The sequence below is a fragment of the Candidatus Methylomirabilota bacterium genome (assembly GCA_036002485.1).
Classification (GTDB): domain Bacteria; phylum Methylomirabilota; class Methylomirabilia; order Rokubacteriales; family CSP1-6; genus AR37.
This window is the reverse complement of the sequence record DASYTI010000019.1, coordinates 38965-61875: the sequence shown is the minus strand read 5'-3', so window position 1 is coordinate 61875 and position 22911 is coordinate 38965. Positions and strand designations below refer to the sequence as shown.

Sequence of the window (22911 nt, the reverse complement as noted above, 5' to 3'; positions counted from 1 at the left end):
GTCGGTCACGGGGTCTTGGCCCCGCGGTAGATCTCGTCGAAGAGCTCTTCCGGGGTGGTGATGCCCGGCTTCCGGGACAGGGCGGCGGTGATGAGATGGGCGGCCTCGCCCGGCCGATGGCCCAGCTGCTTGGTCATGATCTCGAAGACCGCGCCTCGCAGGCCATCCTCATCCATACGGACGGAAGCGGGCGCGGTGGCCTTGCCGTGCTCCACCACCGCCCCCGGCTGGGACAGGGCGAACTTGGCGACCTTGGAAGACAGCTGGGCCACGATGTTCTTGGCCTTCTGAGGACCGATACCCGGCAGGCGCCGAAGATAGGCCTCGTCCTGGCGCGCGATGGCGGCGGCGATCTCCGAAACCGGCGAGGCAAGCGACCGGGCCGCCACCAGCGGGCCCACGTCCTTGACCGTGATGAGCTTCTCGAAGAATTCTTTCTCGAGTCCGGAGAGGAACCCGATCAGCACGGGCGAGGGCTGGTTCTGGGTCGCGTGGTAGTGGATCTCCAGCGTCACCTCGGCCGCGCCGTCTCCGTCGCTCGCGAGCGCGCCCGCGATGGCCTGCTGGACCACCGGGGGCAGCACGACCTCGTAGCCGACTCCCGCCGCCTCGACCACCACGCGGTTCTCGTGCTTCCGGCGCAGTCGTCCGCGCAGGAGGGCGATCATGTGCGGATCATCTGACCGCTCGAGCCCGTGGGGTGATGCCGGTGACGCGGGCGAGACCGGTGACGGCGAGGCCGAGCGCGTCGGCCAGGTGCGAGGGCCGCGGCAGGTCCTTGAGGCCGAGGAGGGTCTGGACGCTGCGCTGGACCTGCGCCTTGCCCGCCGCGCCATTGCCCGTCACCGCGCGCTTGACCTCCGACGGTGAGAGGGCGGTCACGGCCACGCCGAGCTGGCGCGCGGCGAGATAGATGACCCCGCGGGCATGGCCCATGAGGATGGCCGTGCGGGGAAACTTGTACTCGGTGTAGAGATCCTCGACGACCAGGAAGGCCGGCCGGCGCTCCTCGATGATCTTGACCATGGCCCGGTGAATGGCATTGAGCCGGGCTTCGAGGGGCAGGGTGGACGTGGTCGACACCACCCCCGCCGCCACGACCGTCACCGCGCCCGGCCCCGCCTCGAGGATTCCGAAGCCCGTGTCCACGAGCCCGGGATCCACGCCCATCACGCGCACGCCGCTAGGCCGCAGAGATGGCGTCGAAGACCTCGTCGGGGATGTCGTAGTTGGAATAGACGGCCTGGACGTCGTCCTGCTCCTCGAGCGCCTCGATCAGCCGCAGCACGGCGGCGGCGTCCTTGCCTTCCACCCGCACCGTGGATTGGGGGACCATAGAGGCCTGCGCCTCGAGCACCGGCAATCCCTTGGCCTCGAGCGTCTGGCGCACCGACTCCATTTCATCAGGGGCGGTGGTGATCTCGAAAACTCTTTCCACCGTGCGCACGTCGGTGGCCCCGGCCTCGAGGGCCTGCTCGAGCACCTCGTCCTCCTTCGCCTTCTCGCCGTCGACCTGGATGACCCCGCGGCGGTCGAACATCCAGGCCACGCAGTTCGACGTGCCCATGCGCCCGCTCTGCTTCTCGAAGATGTGCCGGATCTCGGGCCCCGTGCGGTTCTTGTTGTCCGTCAGCACGCGCACGAGGACGGCGACTCCGCCCGGCCCATAGCCCTCGTAGGTGATCTCCTCGTACTGCTCGCCGGGGAGCTCGCCCGTCCCCTTCTGAACGGCTCGCTTGATGTTGTCCGCGGGCATATTGGCGGCCTTGGCGGACTCCACGGCCGCCTTGAGCCGGAGATTGCCCTTGGGGTCGCCGCCGCCGTGCTTCGCGGCCACGGTGATTTCGCGGAGGATCTTGGAAAAGAGCTTCCCGCGCTGCACGTCGGCCTTGCCCTTCTTACGCTTGATCTGGGACCACCGGGAGTGTCCGGACATGGCGTCACCTTCCTTCTTGAATGGATGCTTTCAACCGCTTCACCCGCTCCAGCCTCCGTGCGCGCCGCTCCTCCGCCTCCGTCCCGCGCCGCTTCTCGCCCGACGTCTGGGCCGTGAAGGGCGGGCACGGTCGCGGCCGGAGGTCCGGCCCCAGGTGGACGAAGGTCAGATAGGCCGTGCAGGCGTGCCGCACCTCGCCCGACCAGGGCACCTCGGTCAGTACCTTGACGCCGACTTCCAGCGAAGAATTGCCGACATAGTTCAGCGCCGCCTTGAACGTGACGACCTCGTGGGTGTTGATGGGGGCGAAAAAGTCCATGGCGTCGAGGCAGGCCGTCATGACGAGGCCGCGACAGTAGCGCATGGAGAGGATGCCTCCCACCTCGTCGATGTCCATGAGGAGCTTGCCGGGAAACATGGTGTGCCCGAACAGCGTGTCCTCGGGCAGCACCGCGCGCGAGGATTCGAGCGTCCAGCGCGGCTCCTCCTCCGCCTCGTCGCCGATGTCGAGAGCGGCCGCCCGGCGCCGGGCCAGGCGCTCGAGACGCTGGCGCCGACGCTCTCGCGCCTCGGCGAAGAGCGCCTCTTCCGCTGGTCCTCTCGGCACCAGCGTGGCCGGCACGGGCACGGGCTTCAGATCCTCGTCCACTTTCACGAAGACGAGATGGGAGTTGAGGGTCGGGGCGCGGCGACCGTTCTGGACGTTCTCGGCGAAGACCTTGACTCCGACTTCGATCGAGCAGCGCCCGATGGCTTCGACCTGAGCCCGCAAGACGGCGATCTCCCCTACCTTGACCGGGTGAAGAAAGTCGATGTCGTCCATGGCCCCCAGCACGACCTGGCCGCGCGCCACCCGAGCGGCCGCCATGGTCCCCACCGTGGCTATCCACTGCATTATGCGGCCGCCGTGGATCTGGCCGGGCGCGCCCGCGTGCTCGGGGAACACCCACTGGACCATCTCGGTGACGGTATCGCTGATCGTGAGCATGAGGTTGGCGCCAGGATGGCGTAAGTCCTTCATTTGTCTATCATGCGGGCCGCCCCAAGTCCAGCCGCAGAGGCGGTCAGGGGGTGCGAGGCGGCGCAATCGATGGAGAAGCCGGTGCTGAAGGCGTCGCCGTCTCGACCCAGGCGCCGCCGAGGCGATGGTTGCCGCTCGGATGCAAGCGAAACCCGCGGAGCTCGGGACGAGCCACAGCCCAGTTCAGGCGGACGTAGAGGGGTAGCCATGGTAGCTCCTCGGCGAGAAAGGCCTGGGCACGGGCGTAGATGCGCTGGCGCTCCGGCCGGAAGGCAATCTGGCTCGCGCGGATCAGGAGATCGTCGAGGCGCGCGTTGCGATAGAAAGAGAAGTTGGTCGCGCTGGGCCCGCGGGTCGCGCCCTCGCTCGTGGAGAGGGGATAGAGGAGGAGATGGGGGTCGCCGCCGTCCACGCGGGCCTCGAAGAATGCCAGGTCGTGCGTCCCGCTCTGTGCGGTCTGGAACGCGGCATCTCCGGCCTCGATCCGCGGCTTCACCGTGACGCCGGCCGCGCCGAGGGCGGCACGGATGGCGTCGACGACCCGCGGGACTTCGGGCCCGATGGAGCCATCGGCCAGCAACGAGGCCACCACCGCCTGCCCCGCCCCCGCCTCCCCCATGAGGCGCCGTGCCGTCCCTGCATCGGTGCCGAGGAGCGGGACAGGCGGCTCCGCCGCGCTCCATATGCCACGTGGAAGGAAAGCTCTGAGCGCCACGCCGGCCGGCTCGACGGCTGACGTCAACATGGCGGGCGAGAGCGCCGCGGCAAAGGCCTGGCGCACCTTCCGCCGCCGCCACGGGTCCTTCTCGGTCTGGATGGCGAGGTAGCCGATCCGCCAGCCGGGCAGCGAGAGGGCGCCTTGCATGCGGAGGGGCGGCCCGGCAGGAACGATGAGGTCGAGGCTTCTTGCATCGAGGTCGGCTTCGGCCCGCGCCTGGTCCGGCGTCTCGCTCAGGACGACGCGAGGTGAACGGGCCGGCGCCGCCCAATACGCGGGATTGGCTTCGAGCACAAGTCGGCCGGCGTATGCCTCGCCCAGGGCGAAGGGTCCGGTTCCTACCCAGCGCGTGGCTCCCGTCGTCGGGTGGACGATCGAGAACACGGGATGGGCGAGCACCGTCAGAAGAGGTGCATAGGGCAGGACGAGGTTGATCTGCACCGTGCGCTGGTCGGGAGTGAGGATGTCCTTGATTACCCCGGGAGCGCCGCGAAGGAGCCGCGAGCCGGCGGGGCTGGGGCTCGGCGCCAGGGGATGGGCGGGAATGATGATGCGATCGAGACTCTCGGCAACCTGCCGGGCCTGGAGGGGGGTGCCATCATGAAAACGGACGCCCTCGCGCAACCGGAAGGTCCAGGACAGCCCGTCGCGCGATACGGTCCATTGAGTGGCGAGGCCGGGCTCGATATCGCTCCCGCCGTCGCGGTACTGGACGAGGGTGTCGAAGACCTGGCGCGCGATGAAGGGCATGGAGCCCTCGAGGGCGGTGGCTGGATCGAGAACGGTCGGAATGGATGGCAGTCCGACGCGCAGCGTGGGTCCTTGAGCGTCGGAGGGCGGCGGCGCACCAGCGGCACAGAGCGCGACGAGCGCGAGTACACCGAACTGACGAAACATGGAGCCCTTATATCAAAAAGACCGACACATGGCGCGTCACGCGCCGACGTGGATCGCCGGTTGCTCAACGAATCCGCAATATCATCGCGAACTCATGCGCTATTCGGCCCTCGGTCGGGCGTTCTCGTCGGCCCGAGACGATGGCACCGAACGTGCTTCCCTTATGCTCAGAAGGTAGAGACCCATCTAGGATGGGCGAGGAACGGGTCTCTTGGGCATTGGGTTTCATCGCTGAGACCCATCGGTGTTGCCGAAGGGAGGAAGTGGGAAAAGTCGAATGATTTCAATGGCTCTGAACGATCAATTGGCCCCAATTCTCTTGACTTGCCGCGACACGGACCACTATACTGAGCGCAACTTTCGGCCACACCCACAGAGGGCGGGGGGTTCGCTCTCAGGGAAGCGCCCGCTGAACTAGCCAGAAAGGAACGGGCGAACATGAAGGAGTTCGAGAAAAAGACTCCAAGCCGGGAGCCGTCGTCTGAAGGAATGAAGGGACTGTCGAAGTTTCTGCCCATGTCCGACTCCAACTACCGCCGCCGACTGACGGAGTACGAGGTGCAGGTCCAAGACCTGCAGGCCTACGTGCATTCGCTCGAGGCCGAGACGGGTCGGCTGCGCAAGAAGCTCGAGGACGCGCCGAAGGAGTTCATGGTGCTCGAGAACAAGCTGCGCGAGGCCAATCGCCAGCTCGTGCAGGCGTTCAACCAGAACGAAAAGCTTGTCAATGCGCTCTACGAGGCGCGCGAGCAGATCACCTCGCTGAAAGAAGAGGTGGACAAGCTCTGCGCGCCGCCCTCGACGTACGGCGTGTACCTCTCGGTGAACGAGGACGGCACCATCAACGTGCTGTCCCAGGGGCGCAAGGTCAAGGTCAACCTGCATCCATCCCTCAAGGCCGAGTCCCTCAAGCCCGGCCAGGAGCTCGTCCTCAACGAAGGCCTCAACGTGGTGGAGGCGGCCGGCTACGAGATCCAGGGTGACGTGGTCATCCTCAAGGAGCTGCTCGAGGAGGGCCGCGCCGTGGTGACCCTTCGCGCCGACGAGGACAAGGTCGGCATCGTGGCCGATCCCCTGCGCTCCGTGAAGCTCAAGGTCGGCGATCACATCCTCATGGACGGCAAGAGCGGGTACCTGCTGGAGAAGCTGCCCAAGAGCGAGGTCGAGGATCTGGCCCTGGAGGAAGTGCCGGACATCAACTACGAGGACATCGGCGGCCTCACCACCCAGATCGAGGCGATCAAGGATGCCGTGGAGCTGCCGTACCTGTACGCCGATTACTACCGCGAGCATCAGCTGACGCCGCCCAAGGGCGTCCTGCTCTACGGCCCCCCGGGCTGCGGCAAGACCATGATCGCCAAGGCGGTGGCCAACAATCTCGCCCAGAAGATCTCCGAGAAGCGGGGCGAAAAAGTCAAGGGCTTCTTCCTCAACATCAAGGGCCCGGAGCTCCTCAACAAGTACGTGGGCGAGACCGAGCGCAAGATCCGCGAGATCTTCATCAAGGCGCGCGAGAAAGCCGCCGAGGACGTCCCCGTCATCGTCTTCTTCGACGAGATGGACGCCCTCTTCCGCACCCGCGGCTCGGGCATCTCCTCCGACGTGGAGACGACCATCGTCCCGCAGCTCCTGGCCGAGATCGACGGCGTCGAGCACCTGAAGAACGTGATCGTGGTGGGCGCCTCGAACCGGCAGGATCTCATCGACCCGGCCATCCTGCGTCCCGGCCGGCTCGACGTGAAGATCAAGATCGAGCGGCCGGACCGCAGCGCGGCCGTGGACATCTTCAACAAGTACCTGACGGGCGACCTCCCCATCCACGCGGTCGAGCTCCAGCAGCACGGCGGCGAGATGCAGCCGACCCTCGATCGTCTGATCGCCGCCGCCGTGGAAGAGATGTACAGCCTGGAGGAGGAGAATCGGTTCCTCGAGGTCACCTACGCCAACGGCGACAAGGAGATCCTCTACTTCAAGGACTTCTCCTCGGGCGCTATGATCGAATCCGTGGTACGCCGGGCCAAGAAGCTGGCCCTCAAGCGCTATATCCAGACGAGCGAGAAGGGCATCAACCTCGACGACCTCCTGGCCGCCGTGCGCGAAGAGTTCAAAGAGAACGAGGACCTGCCCAATACCACGAACCCGGACGACTGGGCCAAGATCGCGGGCAAGAAGGGCGAGCGTATCGTCTACGTCAAGCCGCTCATGGGTGAGACGAAGGAGAAGCAGCGGGCGGTCGAGCGCATCATCAATACCGGCCAGTACCTGTAAGCGCCGCGGCGGGAGGGGAGCGCTATCGCCCCCTCCCGCCGTTTGTTCTCATCTCGACGAGGGCGTCCGGGGGACTTATGGCGATTCCGAAGGTGATGGGCATCGAGACCGAGTACGGCATCACGGTCAAGAACCAGCCCGACTTCAATCCGATTCTCTCGTCTCTCCTGCTCATCAACTCGTACGAGACCTACCGGTCCTCACGTATCCGCTGGGACTACGAGGCGGAGAGCCCCCTGCGCGACGCGCGAGGCTTCGAGTACATGGAGGAGAAGGAGGCGCCCTCCAAGGAAGAGTCGCGCCTGATCAACCTCATCCTCTCCAACGGCGCCCGCTTCTACGTCGACCACGCCCACCCTGAATACTCCTCCCCCGAGACGACCAATCCGCGCGATTGCGTCATCTGGGACCGAGCGGGCGAGCGCATCCTGAATCTGGCGCGCTCACGGGCGGAGGCGGTGTCGCCGCCCGAGCAGCGGATCCTCATCTACAAGAACAACACGGACTCCAAGGGCAACTCCTACGGCACCCACGAGAACTACCTCATGGACCGCAAGGTGCCCTTCGCGCGCATCGTCCAGCACCTCATGCCCTTCTTCGTGAGCCGCCAGGTCTTCACGGGGTCGGGCAAGGTGGGGGCCGAGAACAACACCGAGCACTGCGACTATCAGATCTCCCAGCGGGCCGACTTCCTCGAGACCGAGGTCGGTCTGGAAACGATGCACAGCCGACCCATCATCAATACCCGCGACGAGCCCCACGCCGACCCCGAGCGCTATCGCCGCCTGCACGTGATCGTGGGCGACGCGAACATGAGCGAGGTCTCCAACTACCTCAAGGTCGGCACCATGGCCATCGCCCTCAGCATGATCGAGGACGATTTCATCGAGCGCGACCTCTCGCTGGAGAGCCCGGTGCTGGCGTATCGGAAGGTCTCGCGGGATCTCACCTGCCGGGAGACGTTCCGGCTCAAGGATGGCCGCGCGCTCACCGCCGTGGATCTGCAGCGCGAGTACCTCGCCCTGGCCCAGCGCTACTACGCCGGACGCGAGCACGAGCCGTGGGTCGACGACGTCATGCTGCGCTGGGGCACCGTGCTGGATCAGCTGGCCAAGGACCCCATGAGCCTCGATCGGGAGCTGGACTGGGTGATCAAGCAGGCGCTGATCCAGAGCTACATGGCCAAGCACGGGCTCGAGTGGTCCGACTCCCGCGTGGCCATGATCGACCTGCAGTATCACGACATTCGTCCGGGCAAGGGTCTCTACTACAAGCTCGAGGAGTCCGACGCCGTCGAGCGGCTCACCACCGAGGACGAAGTGACCAAGGCGATCTATGACCCGCCCAAGGACACCCGGGCCTACTTCCGCGGCATGTGCCTGCAGAAGTACGCCGACGAAGTCGTGTCCGCCTCGTGGGACTCGGTGATCTTCGACCTCAAGGAAGGCCCGCTCAAGAAGATCTTCATGCTCGAGCCGCTTCGCGGGACCGAGGCGCACGTCCGCCAGCTCTTCGCCGACAGCCCCACGGCCGGCGATCTTCTCCGCAACCTCGGCAAGCCCGCGGGGGACGTGTGAACGACAAGCCCAGCCGCTGGGAAGGCGTGTTCTTCGGGTACGCCACCTCGAGCTTCGCGGACGTCTTGCGACACTCGGCGCCTCACCTACTTCCTCAGGGCGAGGACGTGCCGAGGGAGACGAATAGTCCCCCGACCGTCCCCCACGGCACCACGGTTCTCGCCCTCCGATACCGCGACGGCGTGATCATGGCAGGCGACCGCCAGGCCAGCGAGGGGTACCAGGTCGCCTCCCGTCGCATTGAAAAGATCTTCAGGTCGGACGATCTCTCTGGTATCGGCATCGCGGGCGCGGCGGGGCCCGCCATGGAAATGGCGCGTCTCTTCCAGACCGAGCTCGAGCACTACGAGAAGGTCGAGGGTGAGAATCTCTCGCTCGATGGCAAGGCCAACAAGCTCGGCCAGATGATCCGCATGAACCTGCCCTTGGCCATGCAGGGCCTCGTGGTGGTGCCCATCTTCGCGGGCTTCGACGAGCGCGCGGGGGTGGGGCGCCTCTTCAAGTACGACGTCACGGGAGGCCGGTACGAGGAGACCGACTACTTCGCCCAAGGCTCGGGGGGCAAGGACGCGCGGGACTCCCTCAAGAAGCGCTTCAAGCGTGACCTGTCCAAAGACGAGGCGGTGCGGGTGTCCATCGAGGCCCTGATGGACGCGGCCGACGAAGATCTGGGCACGGGGGGGCCGGATCTCCAGCGCGGGATCTATCCCACGGTCAAGACCATCACCCGCTCGGGCTTCGGAGAGGTTTCCGACGAGGAGATCCGCCGCTACTGCGAAGCCATCCTCGCCGAGCGAGGGGGTAGCTGATGCCGCTGCCCTACTACGTCTCGCCCGAGCAGATGATGAAGGACAAGGCGGAGTATGCTCGCAAGGGCATCTCGCGCGGCAAGGCCATCGTGGCCCTCGAGTATCGCGACGGCGTCCTGCTCCTGGCCGAGAACCCCTCGGCCCTGCTCCACAAGATCTCGGAGATCTACGATCGGATTGCCTTCGCGGGCGTGGGCAAGTACAACGAGTTCGAGAACCTCCGAGTGGCGGGCGTCCGGCACGCGGACATCAAAGGCTACTCGTACAGCCGCGGGGACGTGACGGCCAAGTCCCTCGCCAACGCCTACTCCCAGGCCCTCGGCAATATCTTCACCCAGGACATCAAGCCCTTCGAGGTCGAGGTGCTGGTGGTGGAGGTGGGCGACAGCGACGGCACCAAAAATGAGATCTACCACATCCTCTATGACGGCACCATCGAGGACGAGAAGAACTACGCGGCCATGGGTGGGCAGTCCGACGAGATCCGGCGCTATCTCAAGGACAACTATCAGGAAGGCCTGGACTTCTCGGGCGCGGTCAAGCTGGGAGTTCGGGCCCTCATGGTGACCCAGAACAAAACCCTGACCGAGCGTGACCTGGAAGTGGCCGTGCTCGACCGCGGTAAGGAGCGCCGCAAGTTCCGCCGGATCCCTCCCGCCGTGCTCCATCAGCTCCTCGCCGACGACAAGTAGCGCATCCGCCCGACGGCCAAAGGCAATCCTTGCCTCCCGTCCTCTCCCCTGCTACGCTGAGGCCCACATGAAACGCCGCATCTTCGGCTTGGAAAACGAGTACGGTCTGACGTGCACGCTCAACGGCCAGCGGCGTCTCTCGCCCGACAACGTCGCCCGCTACCTCTTCGAGAAGGTCATCCCGGGGGCGCGGAACGCCAATGTCTTCCTCGAGAATGGGGCGCGGCTCTATCTCGACACGGGCTTCCATCCCGAGTATGCGACCCCCGAGTGCGACGACATCGCCGACCTGGTCATCCACGACAAGGCGGGCGAGCGCATCGTCGAGGATCTCCTGCATCAGGCGGAGAAGCGGCTTCGCGAGGACGGGATCTCCGGCAATATCCTCCTCTTCAAGAACAACACCGATTCCGCCGGCAACTCCTACGGCTGTCACGAGAACTACCTGGTCAGCCGCGACGTGTCGTTCCAGCGTCTGGCCGAGGGCCTCATCCCCTTCTTCGTCACCCGCCAGATCTTCGCGGGCGCGGGCAAGGTGCTGCAGACCCCCCGGGGCTTCCACTACTGTCTCTCGCAGCGGGCGCAGCATATCTGCCAGGAGATCTCGGGGGCCACCACCTCCTCGCGGTCCATCATCAACACGCGCGACGAGCCCCACGCTGACGCGGAGAAGTACCGCCGCCTCCACGTCATCGTGGGCGATTCGAACATGTCCGAGGTCGCCACCTACCTCAAGGTGGGCACCACCGCCCTCATCCTCGACATGATCGAGGACGGGTTCTTCGACCGGGACTACAGTCTGCAGTCCCCCGTCCAGGCCATCCGGGACATCAGCCACGACCCTTCCCTGCGCGAGACGGTCCGGCTCAAGGATGGGCGCACCATCACCCCGCTCCAGCTGCAGACGGAATACCTGGAGCACGCCACGCGATATGTCCAGTCGATCGACGCCGACCCCGTGACCAAGGACGTCCTCGGGCGCTGGACCCACGTCATCGAGGCGCTGCATACGGACCCCATGGAGCTGCATCGCGAGGTCGACTGGGTCATCAAGAAGCGCATCATCGAGTCCTTCATGGAGAAGCATCGCCTGTCCTGGCGCGACCCCAAGGTCTCGCTCATGGACCTGCAGTACCACGACATCCGGCCGCACAAGGGCGTGTACTTCCAGCTCGTGAAGCACGACATGGTGGATCGCATCACCAGCGACGACATCATCGAGCGCGCCAAGCACATCCCGCCGCAGACCACCCGCGCGCGGCTGCGCGGCGAGTTCATCCGGCAGGCCAACCTCAAAGGCAAGGACTACCGCGTGGACTGGGTGTACTTGAAGCTCAACGACCCCGAGCGCGAGACCATCCTCTGCAAGGACCCGTTCCAGAGCCACGACGAGCGGGTGGAGCGCCTCATCCGCTCCTTCTAGTTCCGCCGTCCCCGGACCGGGATCGACGTTCATGAGCCTTTCCCGCGAAACCGTCCAGGCCCTCGTCAGCGGAGAGCACGGCGATCCCTTCGCCATCCTGGGCCCTCATCCCGCCACGGACGGGGTCATCGTCCGGGCCTTCCTGCCCGGCGCCGTCGAGGTGTCCGTGGTCCCGCTCGACGGCACCAAGCTTTCGCACCCGCTCAAATCCTTGCATCCCGCCGGTCTCTGGGAGGGTGAGATTCCCGGCCGCCTTCCCGTCCGGTACCATCTCCGCGCGGCGTACGGCGGGGGACATACGGCAGAGATTGAAGACCCGTACTGTTTCCCTTCGACCCTCTCGGGCTTTGACCTCCACCTGCTCGGTGAGGGTACCCACTACCGCATCTACGACAAGCTGGGCGCGCATGCGGCGACGCTCGAAGGCGTGGGGGGCATCATCTTCGCCATCTGGGCGCCGAATGCGAAGCGGGTATCCGTGGTGGGCGACTGGAATGGCTGGGACGGGCGCAGCCATCCGATGCGGCTCCATCCCGGCAATGGCATCTGGGAGCTCTTCCTGCCCGGCGTGCCCGAAGGCGCCCGATACAAGTTCGAAATCGTGTCCCGATCCGGCGCGCCCCTGGCCCTCAAGAGTGATCCTTATGGCTTCGGCTTCGAGCCAGAGGAGCCGCGCACCGCCTCCGTGGTCGAACGGCTCGACGGTTTCACCTGGGGGGATGGCGCCTGGCTGGCCGAGCGCTCCCGCCGCCAGGCTCTCGATGCCCCCATGAGCGTCTACGAGGTGCATCTGGGCTCTTGGCGACGAGTGCCGGGGGAGGGCAACCGGTTCCTCAGCTACCAGGAGCTGGGCGACCAGCTCGCGGACCATGCCACGGAGATGGGGTTCACCCACGTGGAGCTGCTCCCCGTCATGGAGCACCCCTTCTACGGCTCGTGGGGATACCAGACCATCGGGTACTACGCGCCCACGCGCCGCTACGGCCGCCCCCACGACTTCATGGCCTTTGTGGATCGCCTGCACCGGCGCGGCATCGGGGTCCTCCTTGACTGGGTGCCCGCCCACTTCCCCAAGGACCCGCATGGGCTCGCGTACTTCGACGGCACGCACCTCTACGAGCACGCCGATCCGCGCGAGCGCGAGCACCCCGACTGGGGCACGCGCGTCTTCAATTTCGGTCGGCGCGAGGTCGCGAACTTTCTCCTCGGCAACGCGCTTTTCTGGCTGGAGCGCTATCACGTGGATGGGCTGCGCGTGGACGCGGTGGCCTCCATGATCTACCGCGATTACTCACGCAAGGCCGGCGAGTGGGTGCCCAACGTCTTCGGTGGACGCGAGAATCTCGAGGCCATCGCCTTTCTCAAGCGCCTGAACGAGGTCGTGTACGCCGTGCACCCTGGCGTGGTCACGGTGGCCGAGGAGTCGACGGCGTGGCCCATGGTCTCGCGGCCCGTCCATCTCGGTGGACTCGGGTTCGGGCTCAAGTGGAACATGGGCTGGATGCACGACGTGCTCGACTACCTGCGCAACGAGCCCGTCCACCGGAAGTATCACCATAACCAGCTCACCTTCGGCTTGCTGTATGCCTGGACGGAGAACTTCGTCCTGCCCCTCTCCCACGACGAGGTCGTCTACGGCAAGCGCTCGCTCGCCCGCAAGATGCCGGGCGACGACTGGCAGCGCTTCGCCAACCTCCGCCTGCTCTACGGCTTCATGTGGGCGTATCCCGGCAAGAAGCTCCTCTTCATGGGCGGGGAGTTCGGACAGTCGGACGAGTGGAACCACGACAAGAGCCTGGACTGGCACCTGCTCGACCAGGGGCCGTACCATCGAGGCGTTCAGCGGCTGGTGGCGGACCTAAACCGGCAGTACCGGGGGCAGCTCTCGCTGCATCAACTGGATTGCGAGGCCGCGGGATTCGCCTGGATGGACTGTAGCGATGCCGACCAGAGCATCGTGGCCTTCGCGCGATTCGGGCGGAGGCCGGGCGACCTCACGGTGTGCGTCTGCAACTTCACGCCGGTGCCGCGGCACGGGTATCGCGTGGGCGTGCCGCGGGGCGGATTCTACCGGGAGATCCTCAACACGGACAGCGCCTACTACGGCGGCAGCGACATGGGCAATCGCGGAGGCGTGGTCGGCGAGCCGGTTCCCTGGCACGGCCAGCCTCATTCGGTTCTGCTTACCCTCCCTCCGCTCGCCGCCGTGTGGCTCTCCCCGAGCGAGGGCTGATCTCCGTGCCTTCCGCCTCCTTCCGCACTCGCCCGGGGCGGCCGTATCCGCTCGGCGCCACGTGGGACGGCTCCGGCGTGAACTTCGCGCTCTTCAGTGAGCAGGCGACTGCGGTGGATCTTTGCCTTTTCCACTCGGAAGATACCGGCCGTGAGATCGCCCGCATCGCCGTGACCGAGCGCACCGATCAGATCTGGCACGTCGATCTTCCCGAGGCGCGCCCGGGCCTTCTCTACGGCTACCGCGTCCACGGACCCTATGAGCCGGCCGAGGGCCATCGCTTCAATCCAGCCAAGGTGGTGCTCGATCCGTATGCCCGAGCCATCGCGGGCAGCCTGCGCTGGCACGATGCCCTGTGCGGCTACCGACCGGGCGAGGCGGACACGAGCCGCGAGCCCGATCCCCGCGACAGCGCGCCCTATCTGCCCAAGTGCGTCGTCGTCGAATCCGCCTTCTCCTGGGGCGAGGACCGCCCCCTGCGCACGCCGTGGCACCAGACGGTGATCTACGAGGTGCACGTCAAGGGATTCACCGCGCGTCATCCGGACATCCCGCGCCCGCTTCGTGGCACCTACGCCGGCCTGGCCGCCCCCCCGACTCTCGAGCACCTCACGCGTCTCGGGGTTACCGCCGTGGAGCTCTTGCCCGTGCACCATTCGGTGAGCGAGAAGCCGCTCCAGGACCGTCGGCTCGACAACTACTGGGGCTACAATTCCGTCGGCTACTTCGCGCCGGACTCCCGCTTCGTCTCCACGGGGGCTCGCGGCGAGCAGGTCAGCGAGTTCAAGACCATGGTCAAGCGCCTCCACGAGGCCGGCATCGAGGTCATCCTCGACGTGGTGTACAACCACACCGCGGAGGGTGACCACCGTGGTCCCACCCTGTGCTTTCGGGGCATCGACAACTCCGCCTACTATCGCCTGGAAGACGGCGACCGAAGTCGCTACCGTGACTTCACGGGCTGCGGCAATACGCTGAACCTCACCCACCCGCGCTCCCTCCAGCTTCTCATGGACAGCCTGCGCTACTGGGTGCTGGACATGCACGTGGACGGCTTCCGCTTCGATCTCGCCTCGGCCTTGGCCCGCGAGCTCCACGACGTGGACCGGCTCTCATCCTTCTTCGACGTCATCCACCAGGATCCGGTCATTTCCCAGGTCAAGCTCATCGCCGAGCCGTGGGATCTCGGGGAGGGTGGGTATCAGGTTGGCAACTTCCCGCCGGGCTGGGCGGAGTGGAACGGGAAGTACCGGGACACCATCCGGCGCTACTGGAAGGGCGAGTGGGGCCAGGTCGCCGAGCTCGCTTTTCGCCTCACGGGCTCGAGCGACCTCTACGAGCAAGGGGGGCGGCGCCCGTCGGCCAGCATCAATTTCGTCACGGCGCACGACGGCTTCACCCTGGCCGACCTCGTTGCCTATACGCAGAAGCGCAACGAGGCCAATCAGGAGGACAATCGTGACGGAACTGACGACAATGCGTCCTCGAATTCCGGCGTCGAAGGTCCGACGGATGACCCGCACGTGCTGGCCCTTCGCGGACGCCAGCAGCGCAATTTCCTGGCCACCCTCCTCCTCTCGCAGGGCGTGCCCATGCTCTCCGGCGGCGACGAGATCGGCCGTACCCAGGGCGGCAACAACAACGCCTACTGCCAGGACAACGAGATCTCCTGGTACGACTGGCCGCTCGGGCCCTCGGCCCGCCGCCTCCTGGACTTCACGGCCCGCCTCATCCGCTTCCGCCTGGATCACCCCGTGTTCCAGCGCCGCCGCTTCTTCCAGGGCCGGCGCATCCGCGGCTCGGCCGTCAAGGACCTCTCATGGCTCCGACCCGACGGCACCGAGATGACGGACGAGGAGTGGTCCCACTCGTTCAGCCCCGGCCTCGGCCTGCAGTTGGCCGGCGATGCCATCGAGGAGATGAGCGACGAGGGTCTGCCCATCTCGGATGACACGTTCCTCATCCTGCTCAACGCGCACGACGAGCCGGTACCCTTCGTGCTCCCGGATCACGAGGGCGGCGCGTGGGAGCCCGTCCTGGACACGCGCGACTGGCAGCCACCCGTCGCCGAGGGTCGCCGCTTCAAGGACGGCCAGCCATATCCGCTCCAGGGCCGCAGCCTGGCCGTGCTTCGCCTGCACCCGCGGGAGTCCGTGTGATGGCCGAGATGCCGGAATTCGAATCCGAGATGCACCGGACCGCCGTGGCTCAGCTGGACCAGGTGGCGGAGCGTCTGCATCTCGACCATGACACGCACATCCGCCTCCGCTACCCGCGCCGGGCCCTGGTGGTCTCGGTCCCCGTCAGAATGGACAGCGGGCACACGGAAGTCTTCATGGGCTATCGCGTCCACCACAACACGGCACTCGGCCCGACCAAGGGCGGCCTGCGCTACGACGCCGAGGTCAGCATGGGCGAGGTGAGCGCGCTCGCCATGCTGATGAGCTGGAAGTGCTCGCTCATGGGCCTGCCCTATGGCGGCGCCAAGGGCGGCGTGCGGTGCACCCCGCGCAACATGTCGAAGCGAGAGCTGGAAGCGCTGACCCGCCGCTACACGGCGGAGATCATCCTGATGATCGGTCCCGATCTCGACATCCCCGCCCCCGACCTGGGCACCGACGAGCAGACGATGGCCTGGATGATGGATACGTACTCGATGACCCAGGGGAAGAGCGTGCCGGGCGTCGTCACGGGCAAGCCGCTCCTCGTCGGCGGCTCCGCGGGTCGCCGTGAAGCGACAGGACGCGGCATCGTCTACGTGCTCTACCAGGCCGTCCATCGCCTGGGACAAGAGATCAAAGGCAGGAAGGTCGTCGTCCAGGGCTTCGGCAATGTGGGCGGAGTGGCCGCGCGCATGCTCTGGCGCGACGGGGCCCTGATCCTGGGCGTGAGCGACTACCGAGGCGGTGTCTGGAACAGCCAGGGGCTGGATGTCCGGGCCCTCGAGCAGCACAGCAAGGAGGCGGGGAGCGTCAGCGGCTTCCCTGGAGCCGACGCCATCTCCAACAAGGACATCCTCGAGCAGCCGTGCGACATCCTGCTGCCCGCGGCCACGGGGTCGCAGATCCGCGAGGACAACGCCGACCGGATCCAGGCCAAGATCGTCGTCGAGGGCGCCAACGGCCCCACCACGCCCGAGGCCGATGTCATCCTTCACAATCGCGGCATCCTGGTCATCCCGGACATCCTCGCCAATGCCGGGGGCGTCGTCGTGTCCTACTTCGAGTGGGTGCAGGGCCTGCAGTTCTTCTTCTGGAAAGAGAGTGAGATCACCAGCCGCCTGCAGGAGATCATGGCGCGCGCGTTCGCCCGCGTGTGGAACATCTCGAAGAAAGAGCACGTCGACCTGCGCACGGCCGCCCTCATGGAGGGCGTGCGACGCGTGGCCGACGCCCACCAGGTCCGCGGCCTCTATCCCTAGGCGGCGGCTGAAAAAGGCCCATCTGCTTCGTTGGCGCACTCGGTCGCACGCTCAACGTACATGGCCGTTCGAGCTGAGGGACGCAGCCGCGAGGCGAGGGCTGAGTGAGAACTACGCCTCGCGTGCGACCTTCGGGCGCCGCCTCGCATCTGGACCTTTTGGAGCCGCCTGCGGGAAATTTAGGGGCTCTCGGTGGAGGGGGGGCGGGTTAGGAACGCACGGATCCCCTCCAGCCGCTTGCGCATCTCGTCTCGGAGCTGGGTGCGTCCGATCGACCGCTTCAGCTGGTTCCCCACGCCCAGGACCTCATCGGTCGAGAAACGGCTCGTGCAGAAGACCACGGCGCCGTGCTGGTACGCGAGGGCGCCGGTGATGATCTGCGCGGCATTGTAAGAGTGCCCGACGTAGAAGTAGCGCTCGACATGGACGGTCGGACCGGAGCCCGCCGCGATGATCTGATGAAGCAGGCTGAGATCCGGCCGTCTCTGCACTTGCCGCTTGAGCCAGTAGAAGCGATGGAGCAGGCGCGGGGACTGAGCGGCGGGATATCGCAAGAGCGTGTCGTGGAGCTCGGGACCGTCGCGTCCTGCGCGATCGACATCCGCGATGGCCAACCGCAACTCGGTCGCGGGGTCGGTGATCGCTCCCCCGCTCCGCGTATACGGGGCGAGAGCGGCGAGACCGCCTTGCTGATAGGCTTGCAGCCGCTGCCGCAGGAGCCCGCGATACACGTCCCAGACCCTTTCGGCCGTTCCCGCCTGCGACATGCTTCCCGTCGTGTCCCGGAGCGCGCGCAGCGTCGCGATCTCGGCCGTGGACAGGTTGAATCGCGTGCCGGGCGAGGCGTCGAGAAGGCTGCCGGCCTCGTCCCGATCGCCCTTGACGAGCGGGGTTCCCGGGAGAGGCTCCGTGCCCGTGGGCTCCGGCACGATCCCGAACTCGGAGATCGTGGTGTCACGGGCTATCACTTGCCCCGAGCTCAAATACTCGGCCACGCGGCTCACCGGGCCCGGCACGAACATGGCAAGCCCCACTGCCAGCTCCCTCTCGCTGAACTCGCTGACCGGATAAGACACGATCTCCCCGCTGACGAGACGGCGGCCCTCTGCGGCTGAGATCTGGAGGAGGTCCAGCACCTCACTACCCGCGGGCTCAGCGGCCGGAGCAACGGGCCCCGCCGCCAGGCCGGTCATGAGGCTGGTCGCGAGGAAACCCACAGCACGAGCCCGTACCATCCACCTCATCCCGTCGATTATAGTCGGTCGACGTGTGCGCCGGCGGATCGACGGCTCGCACCTTCAGCGATCAAGCGGCCATCGTAGTGGGCGGGGCGATGCCTCTCGAGCTACTGAGAGAGAAAAGCGTCTATCTGAGGTCGACGCCAGGATTCGCTATGCGGCTCTGCGCGGATGCTCCAGCTTCGTGGCCCGAACGCGGTGGGTTGTCGATGACTCTTTAGGGACAGGCGGGCCGGGGAGCCAATCCGACTCGCGAGGCTTCTCGGGTTGCTCCGATCTCCACGGGTGCGTGACGAGTTCCACCAGGAGCCAGAGGGGCAGAGCGAGCGCCACCAGGTAGCCGACCAGTGTCTCCAGTTCCATGGCCGCTTCCTCCTCTTCATCGCACCAGGTAGCTTGGGCAGCCCGTCAACTGGGCCCCCGTAACGCAGAAGCCGTGCCAGCTCGTCTCCATACGCAATGTCAATGACTTGCGCGTGACCGGTTTGACAGGGCGCTGGAAGGCTGCCCGAGGGAGGTGGGGACTACGTTGGCGTAATGCCCGACGAAGTATCAGTGTGGCAGGACTACCGAAACTACTTCAGAGAGCCCCTCAGATATTGAGACGAGCTCCCTTGGAGAGCGAACGGGACCAGGCGCCTAGACCGGCCAGACCAAGCACGAGCAGAGCCAGCGAAGAAGGCTCGGGCGTCCGGACAAAACCGATTCCGCCCTCCACTTGGAAGTTGGCATCGTTGTAGTCCTGGTCGCCACCTCCGAAGAGATCTTCAAATCCCAGAAACGCGTAGTCTTCGCTGGCGCCTTCCGTATAGTCCACCATGACGTGCTCGACACCATCGGGATTCCGTCCGCCGGGCCCCATCTTGAAGGTATTTCCCGTGTTCAGGACGAGGATTCCGAAGATGAGCTCGCTTCCTGGAGTGATGCCGTACAGGGCGGCCAGATTGCCAAGGTTCACGACCTGCCCCACCTGCGAGCTGTTGGCTATGACGAGGGGAGAGGGCGTCGAAAACAGGATCACCTGACTGGTGTAGGCCGCGCTATACGGCAAGACGGTGACCTGGACATCCCCGCCCTCGTAGTAGATCTGCTGACCCAAGATAGGCGCCGCAGTGGCTGTGGTGGAAAGAGTCAGTCCAAGCACGAGGGCCACGAGGACCCCCGCGGGCTTCGCTCTTCCGAGAGAATTCTTTATCGGCATAGGGTCACGTAGCTCCTTTTACGGTCAAGTTCGACACCGGCCACGAGTATGAGCAGACACTATGCCAAGATGGTCGTACGAAGGAATAAGCCGTCAAAACAGCAACTTCAGTTCAATTGGCAAATGATCTATTGGTTGCGCGTAAACTCTTCCGACGTTCTCGCTGGAACATCGTTGGATGATTTTCCCTGGTATCTGGGCAAACGACTGCCATTGCTCGTGAATTCCGTCGGGTAACTCTCTCGTGCTACTGTCGGGTTCCCCTACAACATCCTACGGTTTCGAATGCCCGGTCTTCGTGGCGAGGGCCGCCCGGATGGCGTGCCGGCTCAGAGATCCTCGACGCTCAGCCTCGTGTCTGCCTCCGCCCAGGCCTTCTCGAATTCCCCCTCGACGAGCTTGGCCTCGTAGGCCCTCCCCTGACCCCTCAGGGCGGCCATCAAGCCGAAGAGAGATCGACCGCTACGTCTGTTTCTCTCGAGGTCGGCGCGAAATACGGCTTCGGCTTCCGCATACCGTCCCTCTCGCAACAGCAGCCCGCCCAGAGACTCGCGTACCGGCGAGTACCACGCGGGCGGCTCGCCATAAGGGAGCGAGTCTTCGATCTCCACACCCTTGCCAAGGAGCTCGATCGCTGCCTTGTTCTCGCGCTTCGAAGCGGCGATCCGGGCGCTCAACATCCGCTCGGCGACCTTCAGCGTCGCCTGCGCGCCGTCGTCCTCGGGAACGCGTTTCACGGCTTCGCGGAATGCCGTGCGCTCGCTGTCGGCTTTGGCCACCTCGCCCTGCGCCGCCAAGGCAGATCCCCGAGCGAAGTGCCAGAAAGCGTACGTGGTGAGCATCGACGGATCGGGGCTCGGGACTTTGAGGATCTCCTTCCATTTCCGGAAGCGCACGAGGAGCAGGGTCGACGTCGGGATGAAGCCTTCAACCATCGGCATCTCTTTGAATTGCGAGACCACATGGGCTTCGAGTCGTTTCGCGGCAGCCAAGGCGTCGGCGCTCCGTCCCGCCATGCTGTGCGCGACGGCGAGGAAATGCAGGTTGTGACTGTAGTACATCACGGGGTATAGACCCTGCACCCCGCGGGACCTGATATACGCCTCGTCCGCGCGCGCCGCCTCATGATTGCTCCGGGCGGCGGCTTTGTAGTCTCCCGTGCGCTGATAGATATGGGCAGGCATGTGGACGAGATGTCCGGCCGCCGGGGCCAGGGAGGCCAGCTTGGGAGCATAGGCGAGGGCCCGCTCCGGATTGGGTGACGCTTCCACCGCGTGGATGTAGTAGTGGATCGCGCCGACGTGGTTCGGATCTCGCCTCAGCACGGACTCCAGGGTCGCCACGATCGCCTCGGTGCCCTCCGCGGGCTTGCCGTCAGCCGTCCAGAGCTGCCAGGGGCGCAGGTTCATGCCGGCTTCGGCAAAGAGCGTGGCCGCGTCGAGATCGTCGGGATAGCGCTTGACGAGCTCGCCCATGGCGTTCCGGTAGTCGAGGGCGAGCTTTCCCTGTTCGACGCCTGCCGTGGCCGTATATCTCTTGGCGAGCGCCTCGATGTACAGGCGCTCGTTTGTCGGCGCCTTCCCGGCGAGGGCAAGGGCCTGTTGCACCGCCTGGTAGGCCGCCTTCTCCCTCTCCGGCTCGGCCTCCAGATTGATATTGGGACCGAAGGCGAGGGCAATGCCCCAGTAGGCCATGGCCATCTGCGGGTCGAGCTGGGCCGCGCGCCTGAACGATCGCACGGCCTCGTCGTGATTGAAGGCATACACGAAGCGCAGGCCCTGATCGAAGAATCTCTGCGCCTCGGGGCTGGTGGTGGAGACGGGATGATGATGCGAGCCCAGACCGCGCACGAGCGTCGCGGGTGTCTCCGGCCCGCTCGGCTTGGTGGCGTGGTGGGTATGCTGGGCGTGAGCGGTGCCGCAGAGTACGAGGAACACCACCGCTACCATACACGTGCGCCGCATCAATTTACCCTCTTGGATGATGAGACTCCGAACGACGAGGATCTGATAGCGCGCGGACGGGACATCACGTCCTCGGCGCCTCCGCCCGGCTGCCCCTCCCTCAGCTGGAAGCCCGCCGGGCTGCCGCCGCGGGTGCCGGGATAGGCTCGGGAGATGCCAGCTCCTTGTAGAGGCCCTCGATCCGGTCGATGATTCTGTCCCACGTGAACTCGGACGTCGTCCGTGTGTAGCCAGCCTGGCCGAGTCTAGCGCACTCCGGAGGATCCTTCAGCAGCCTCACGATGGCCTCTCCGATGTGCCGTGGGTCCTGCGGGTTCACGAGGAGGCCGTCCACGCCATTTCGGATGACGGAGGGGGTCGATCCGACGTTGGCGCCGATGACCGGTTTGCCACACATCCACGCCTCGAGGTATGCGATGCCGAACGATTCTCCGATCGATGGCATGGCGAACACGTCGAGACTGTCGAAGATGCTGGCCTTGTCTTCCTCGTCGAACTCGCCCAGCAAGAGGACTCGAGACCTTTCCGCCTCCGGCAGCCGGGCGAGGGCCAGCTCCACCTCCCGATCCGCCGCCCTCCCCCCCGACATCCTTGGCCCCGCCAGGACGAGCCGCACCTCGGGATTCCACTGCCAGACGACGCGCATGGCCTTGATGAGCGCGGTGACGCCCTTGGAGGGAACGACGCGGCCCACGTAGCCGACCACGGGGCCCCCACGCAGGCCATGGCGGCTTCGGATCTTTCGCCCGTCCCGCTTGGAGAAGGCGTGCGGATCGATCCCGGCGCCCCCGACGAGCACCCGGGTCGGCGAAGAGATGCGGCCCTCGACGAACTGTTTCTCGTAGCCGGTGTTCGCGACGATGGCGTCACACCGGCTGAGCAGGGGCGGGTAGACATCCTCCCGGCTCCAGGCTTCCTCCGTGTGGAACATCGGAATCCCCACCATCCGCCATCTCCTGAGCCTCTTCGCCATCGCGACCTTGAAGGGCAGAAGGCTTGCCCGCCATCCGAGGACACTCACGATGTCCGCCTTGCTCCGCAGGAGCTCCACGAAGAGCCGCGCGCTGAGCGGGCCGCCGTCCATCATCCTGATTCGGTCCTGGGGGAGAAGGGCGCCCAGGAGGCGCTGAGCCCCGGGAACCTTCAAGAAGCGGTGGAAGGCGCCGTTCTCGGTGAAATGCAGAACTTGCGGCGGGTGGGGGAGCCCCGACGGCGGAGGCGGGACCCCGTCCGTCGCTTCAAGGCCTCGCGCCGTGAGGACGGTCACGTGGTGCCCGCGCGAGGCCAGCCCTTCGGATAGCCTCCGAGCGTAGACCTGCTCGCCTCCCCGCCGGGGCCAGTAGCCGGGAGTCACATGCACGATGCGCATGCTCACCCGTGGAGCAAGGGGCGTTCCATTGGCTCCTCTCGCGCAAAGGCCCGTCAGTTCAGGCGGGCGTGATGAGCCCCTGCCGCGAGGGGCGACAAAAATCGGGGGAGGATACCGGGGATTGGTCGGAGCGGGATTTTTTCC

At 65.9% G+C, this 22911-nt stretch carries 17 protein-coding genes; 8 read left to right on the top strand and 9 right to left on the bottom strand.

Annotated elements, in window-relative coordinates:
• Positions 1 to 5: 5 nt before the first annotated feature.
• The 5 genes from ruvA to VGT00_02260 are packed head-to-tail and all read right to left on the bottom strand — an operon-like array spanning position 6 to position 4572.
• Complete coding sequence (gene ruvA, locus VGT00_02280; protein ID HEV8530226.1) at positions 6 to 668, bottom strand: Holliday junction branch migration protein RuvA; 663 nt, start codon at positions 666 to 668, stop codon at positions 6 to 8.
• A 7-nt stretch (positions 669 to 675) separates the two neighbouring features.
• Positions 676 to 1170 (bottom strand): crossover junction endodeoxyribonuclease RuvC, encoded by a 495-nt coding sequence (locus VGT00_02275; protein HEV8530225.1) that lies wholly within the window; start codon positions 1168 to 1170, stop codon positions 676 to 678.
• Between the two features lie 13 nt (positions 1171 to 1183).
• Entirely contained in the window at positions 1184 to 1936 is a 753-nt protein-coding gene (locus VGT00_02270) for a YebC/PmpR family DNA-binding transcriptional regulator (protein HEV8530224.1), read from the bottom strand.
• A gap of 4 nt (positions 1937 to 1940) precedes the next feature.
• Positions 1941 to 2957 (bottom strand): acyl-CoA thioesterase, encoded by a 1017-nt coding sequence (locus tag VGT00_02265; GenBank protein ID HEV8530223.1) that lies wholly within the window; start codon positions 2955 to 2957, stop codon positions 1941 to 1943.
• Between the two features lie 43 nt (positions 2958 to 3000).
• Entirely contained in the window at positions 3001 to 4572 is a 1572-nt protein-coding gene (locus VGT00_02260) for an ABC transporter substrate-binding protein (GenBank protein HEV8530222.1), read from the bottom strand.
• 516 nt (positions 4573 to 5088) lie between these two features.
• On the opposite strand from VGT00_02260, the gene arc reads away from it, so the two are divergent.
• The 8 genes from arc to VGT00_02220 all read left to right on the top strand — a co-directional run bounded on the left by arc (position 5089) and on the right by VGT00_02220 (position 16995).
• Positions 5089 to 6840, top strand: coding sequence for a proteasome ATPase (gene arc, locus VGT00_02255; protein ID HEV8530221.1), 1752 nt, complete (start codon positions 5089 to 5091; stop codon positions 6838 to 6840).
• Positions 6841 to 6917: 77 nt separating this feature from the next.
• Positions 6918 to 8417, top strand: a complete 1500-nt coding sequence (dop, locus tag VGT00_02250; GenBank protein ID HEV8530220.1) for a depupylase/deamidase Dop — start codon at positions 6918 to 6920, stop codon at positions 8415 to 8417.
• The gene (gene prcB, locus VGT00_02245) at positions 8414 to 9226 is read left to right on the top strand and encodes a proteasome subunit beta (protein ID HEV8530219.1); all 813 of its coding nucleotides are present in this window, start codon (positions 8414 to 8416) and stop codon (positions 9224 to 9226) included. The genes dop and prcB overlap by 4 nt, the downstream gene beginning before the upstream one ends.
• Positions 9226 to 9918 carry a proteasome subunit alpha gene (gene prcA / locus VGT00_02240; protein HEV8530218.1) on the top strand — a complete coding sequence of 231 codons (693 nt, stop codon included), beginning with the start codon at positions 9226 to 9228 and terminating at the stop codon, positions 9916 to 9918. The genes prcB and prcA overlap by 1 nt, the downstream gene beginning before the upstream one ends.
• 67 nt (positions 9919 to 9985) lie before the next feature.
• Entirely contained in the window at positions 9986 to 11341 is a 1356-nt protein-coding gene (pafA, locus tag VGT00_02235) for a Pup--protein ligase (GenBank protein ID HEV8530217.1), read from the top strand.
• 31 nt (positions 11342 to 11372) lie between these two features.
• On the top strand, positions 11373 to 13574 hold the full coding sequence (gene glgB / locus VGT00_02230) for a 1,4-alpha-glucan branching protein GlgB (GenBank protein ID HEV8530216.1): 2202 nt from the start codon (positions 11373 to 11375) through the stop codon (positions 13572 to 13574).
• Between the two features lie 5 nt (positions 13575 to 13579).
• Positions 13580 to 15733: a glycogen debranching protein GlgX gene (glgX, locus tag VGT00_02225; GenBank protein ID HEV8530215.1), complete on the top strand. Its 2154-nt coding sequence runs from the start codon at positions 13580 to 13582 to the stop codon at positions 15731 to 15733.
• Positions 15733 to 16995, top strand: a complete 1263-nt coding sequence (locus VGT00_02220; GenBank protein HEV8530214.1) for a Glu/Leu/Phe/Val dehydrogenase — start codon at positions 15733 to 15735, stop codon at positions 16993 to 16995. Before glgX ends, VGT00_02220 begins: the two co-directional genes overlap by 1 nt.
• A gap of 179 nt (positions 16996 to 17174) precedes the next feature.
• Here the strand turns inward: VGT00_02220 and VGT00_02215 are convergent, their stop codons facing one another.
• The 4 genes from VGT00_02215 to VGT00_02200 form a co-directional block, all read right to left on the bottom strand.
• Positions 17175 to 18212, bottom strand: a complete 1038-nt coding sequence (locus VGT00_02215; GenBank protein ID HEV8530213.1) for a hypothetical protein — start codon at positions 18210 to 18212, stop codon at positions 17175 to 17177.
• 613 nt (positions 18213 to 18825) lie between these two features.
• Entirely contained in the window at positions 18826 to 19332 is a 507-nt protein-coding gene (locus VGT00_02210; protein HEV8530212.1) for a DUF4114 domain-containing protein, read from the bottom strand.
• Between the two features lie 431 nt (positions 19333 to 19763).
• A complete protein-coding gene (locus tag VGT00_02205) occupies positions 19764 to 21398 on the bottom strand; it encodes a hypothetical protein (protein ID HEV8530211.1) in 1635 nt (544 codons plus the stop codon).
• Between the two features lie 100 nt (positions 21399 to 21498).
• Positions 21499 to 22767 carry a glycosyltransferase family 4 protein gene (locus VGT00_02200; protein HEV8530210.1) on the bottom strand — a complete coding sequence of 423 codons (1269 nt, stop codon included), beginning with the start codon at positions 22765 to 22767 and terminating at the stop codon, positions 21499 to 21501.
• Between the last annotated feature and the right edge of the window lie 144 nt (positions 22768 to 22911).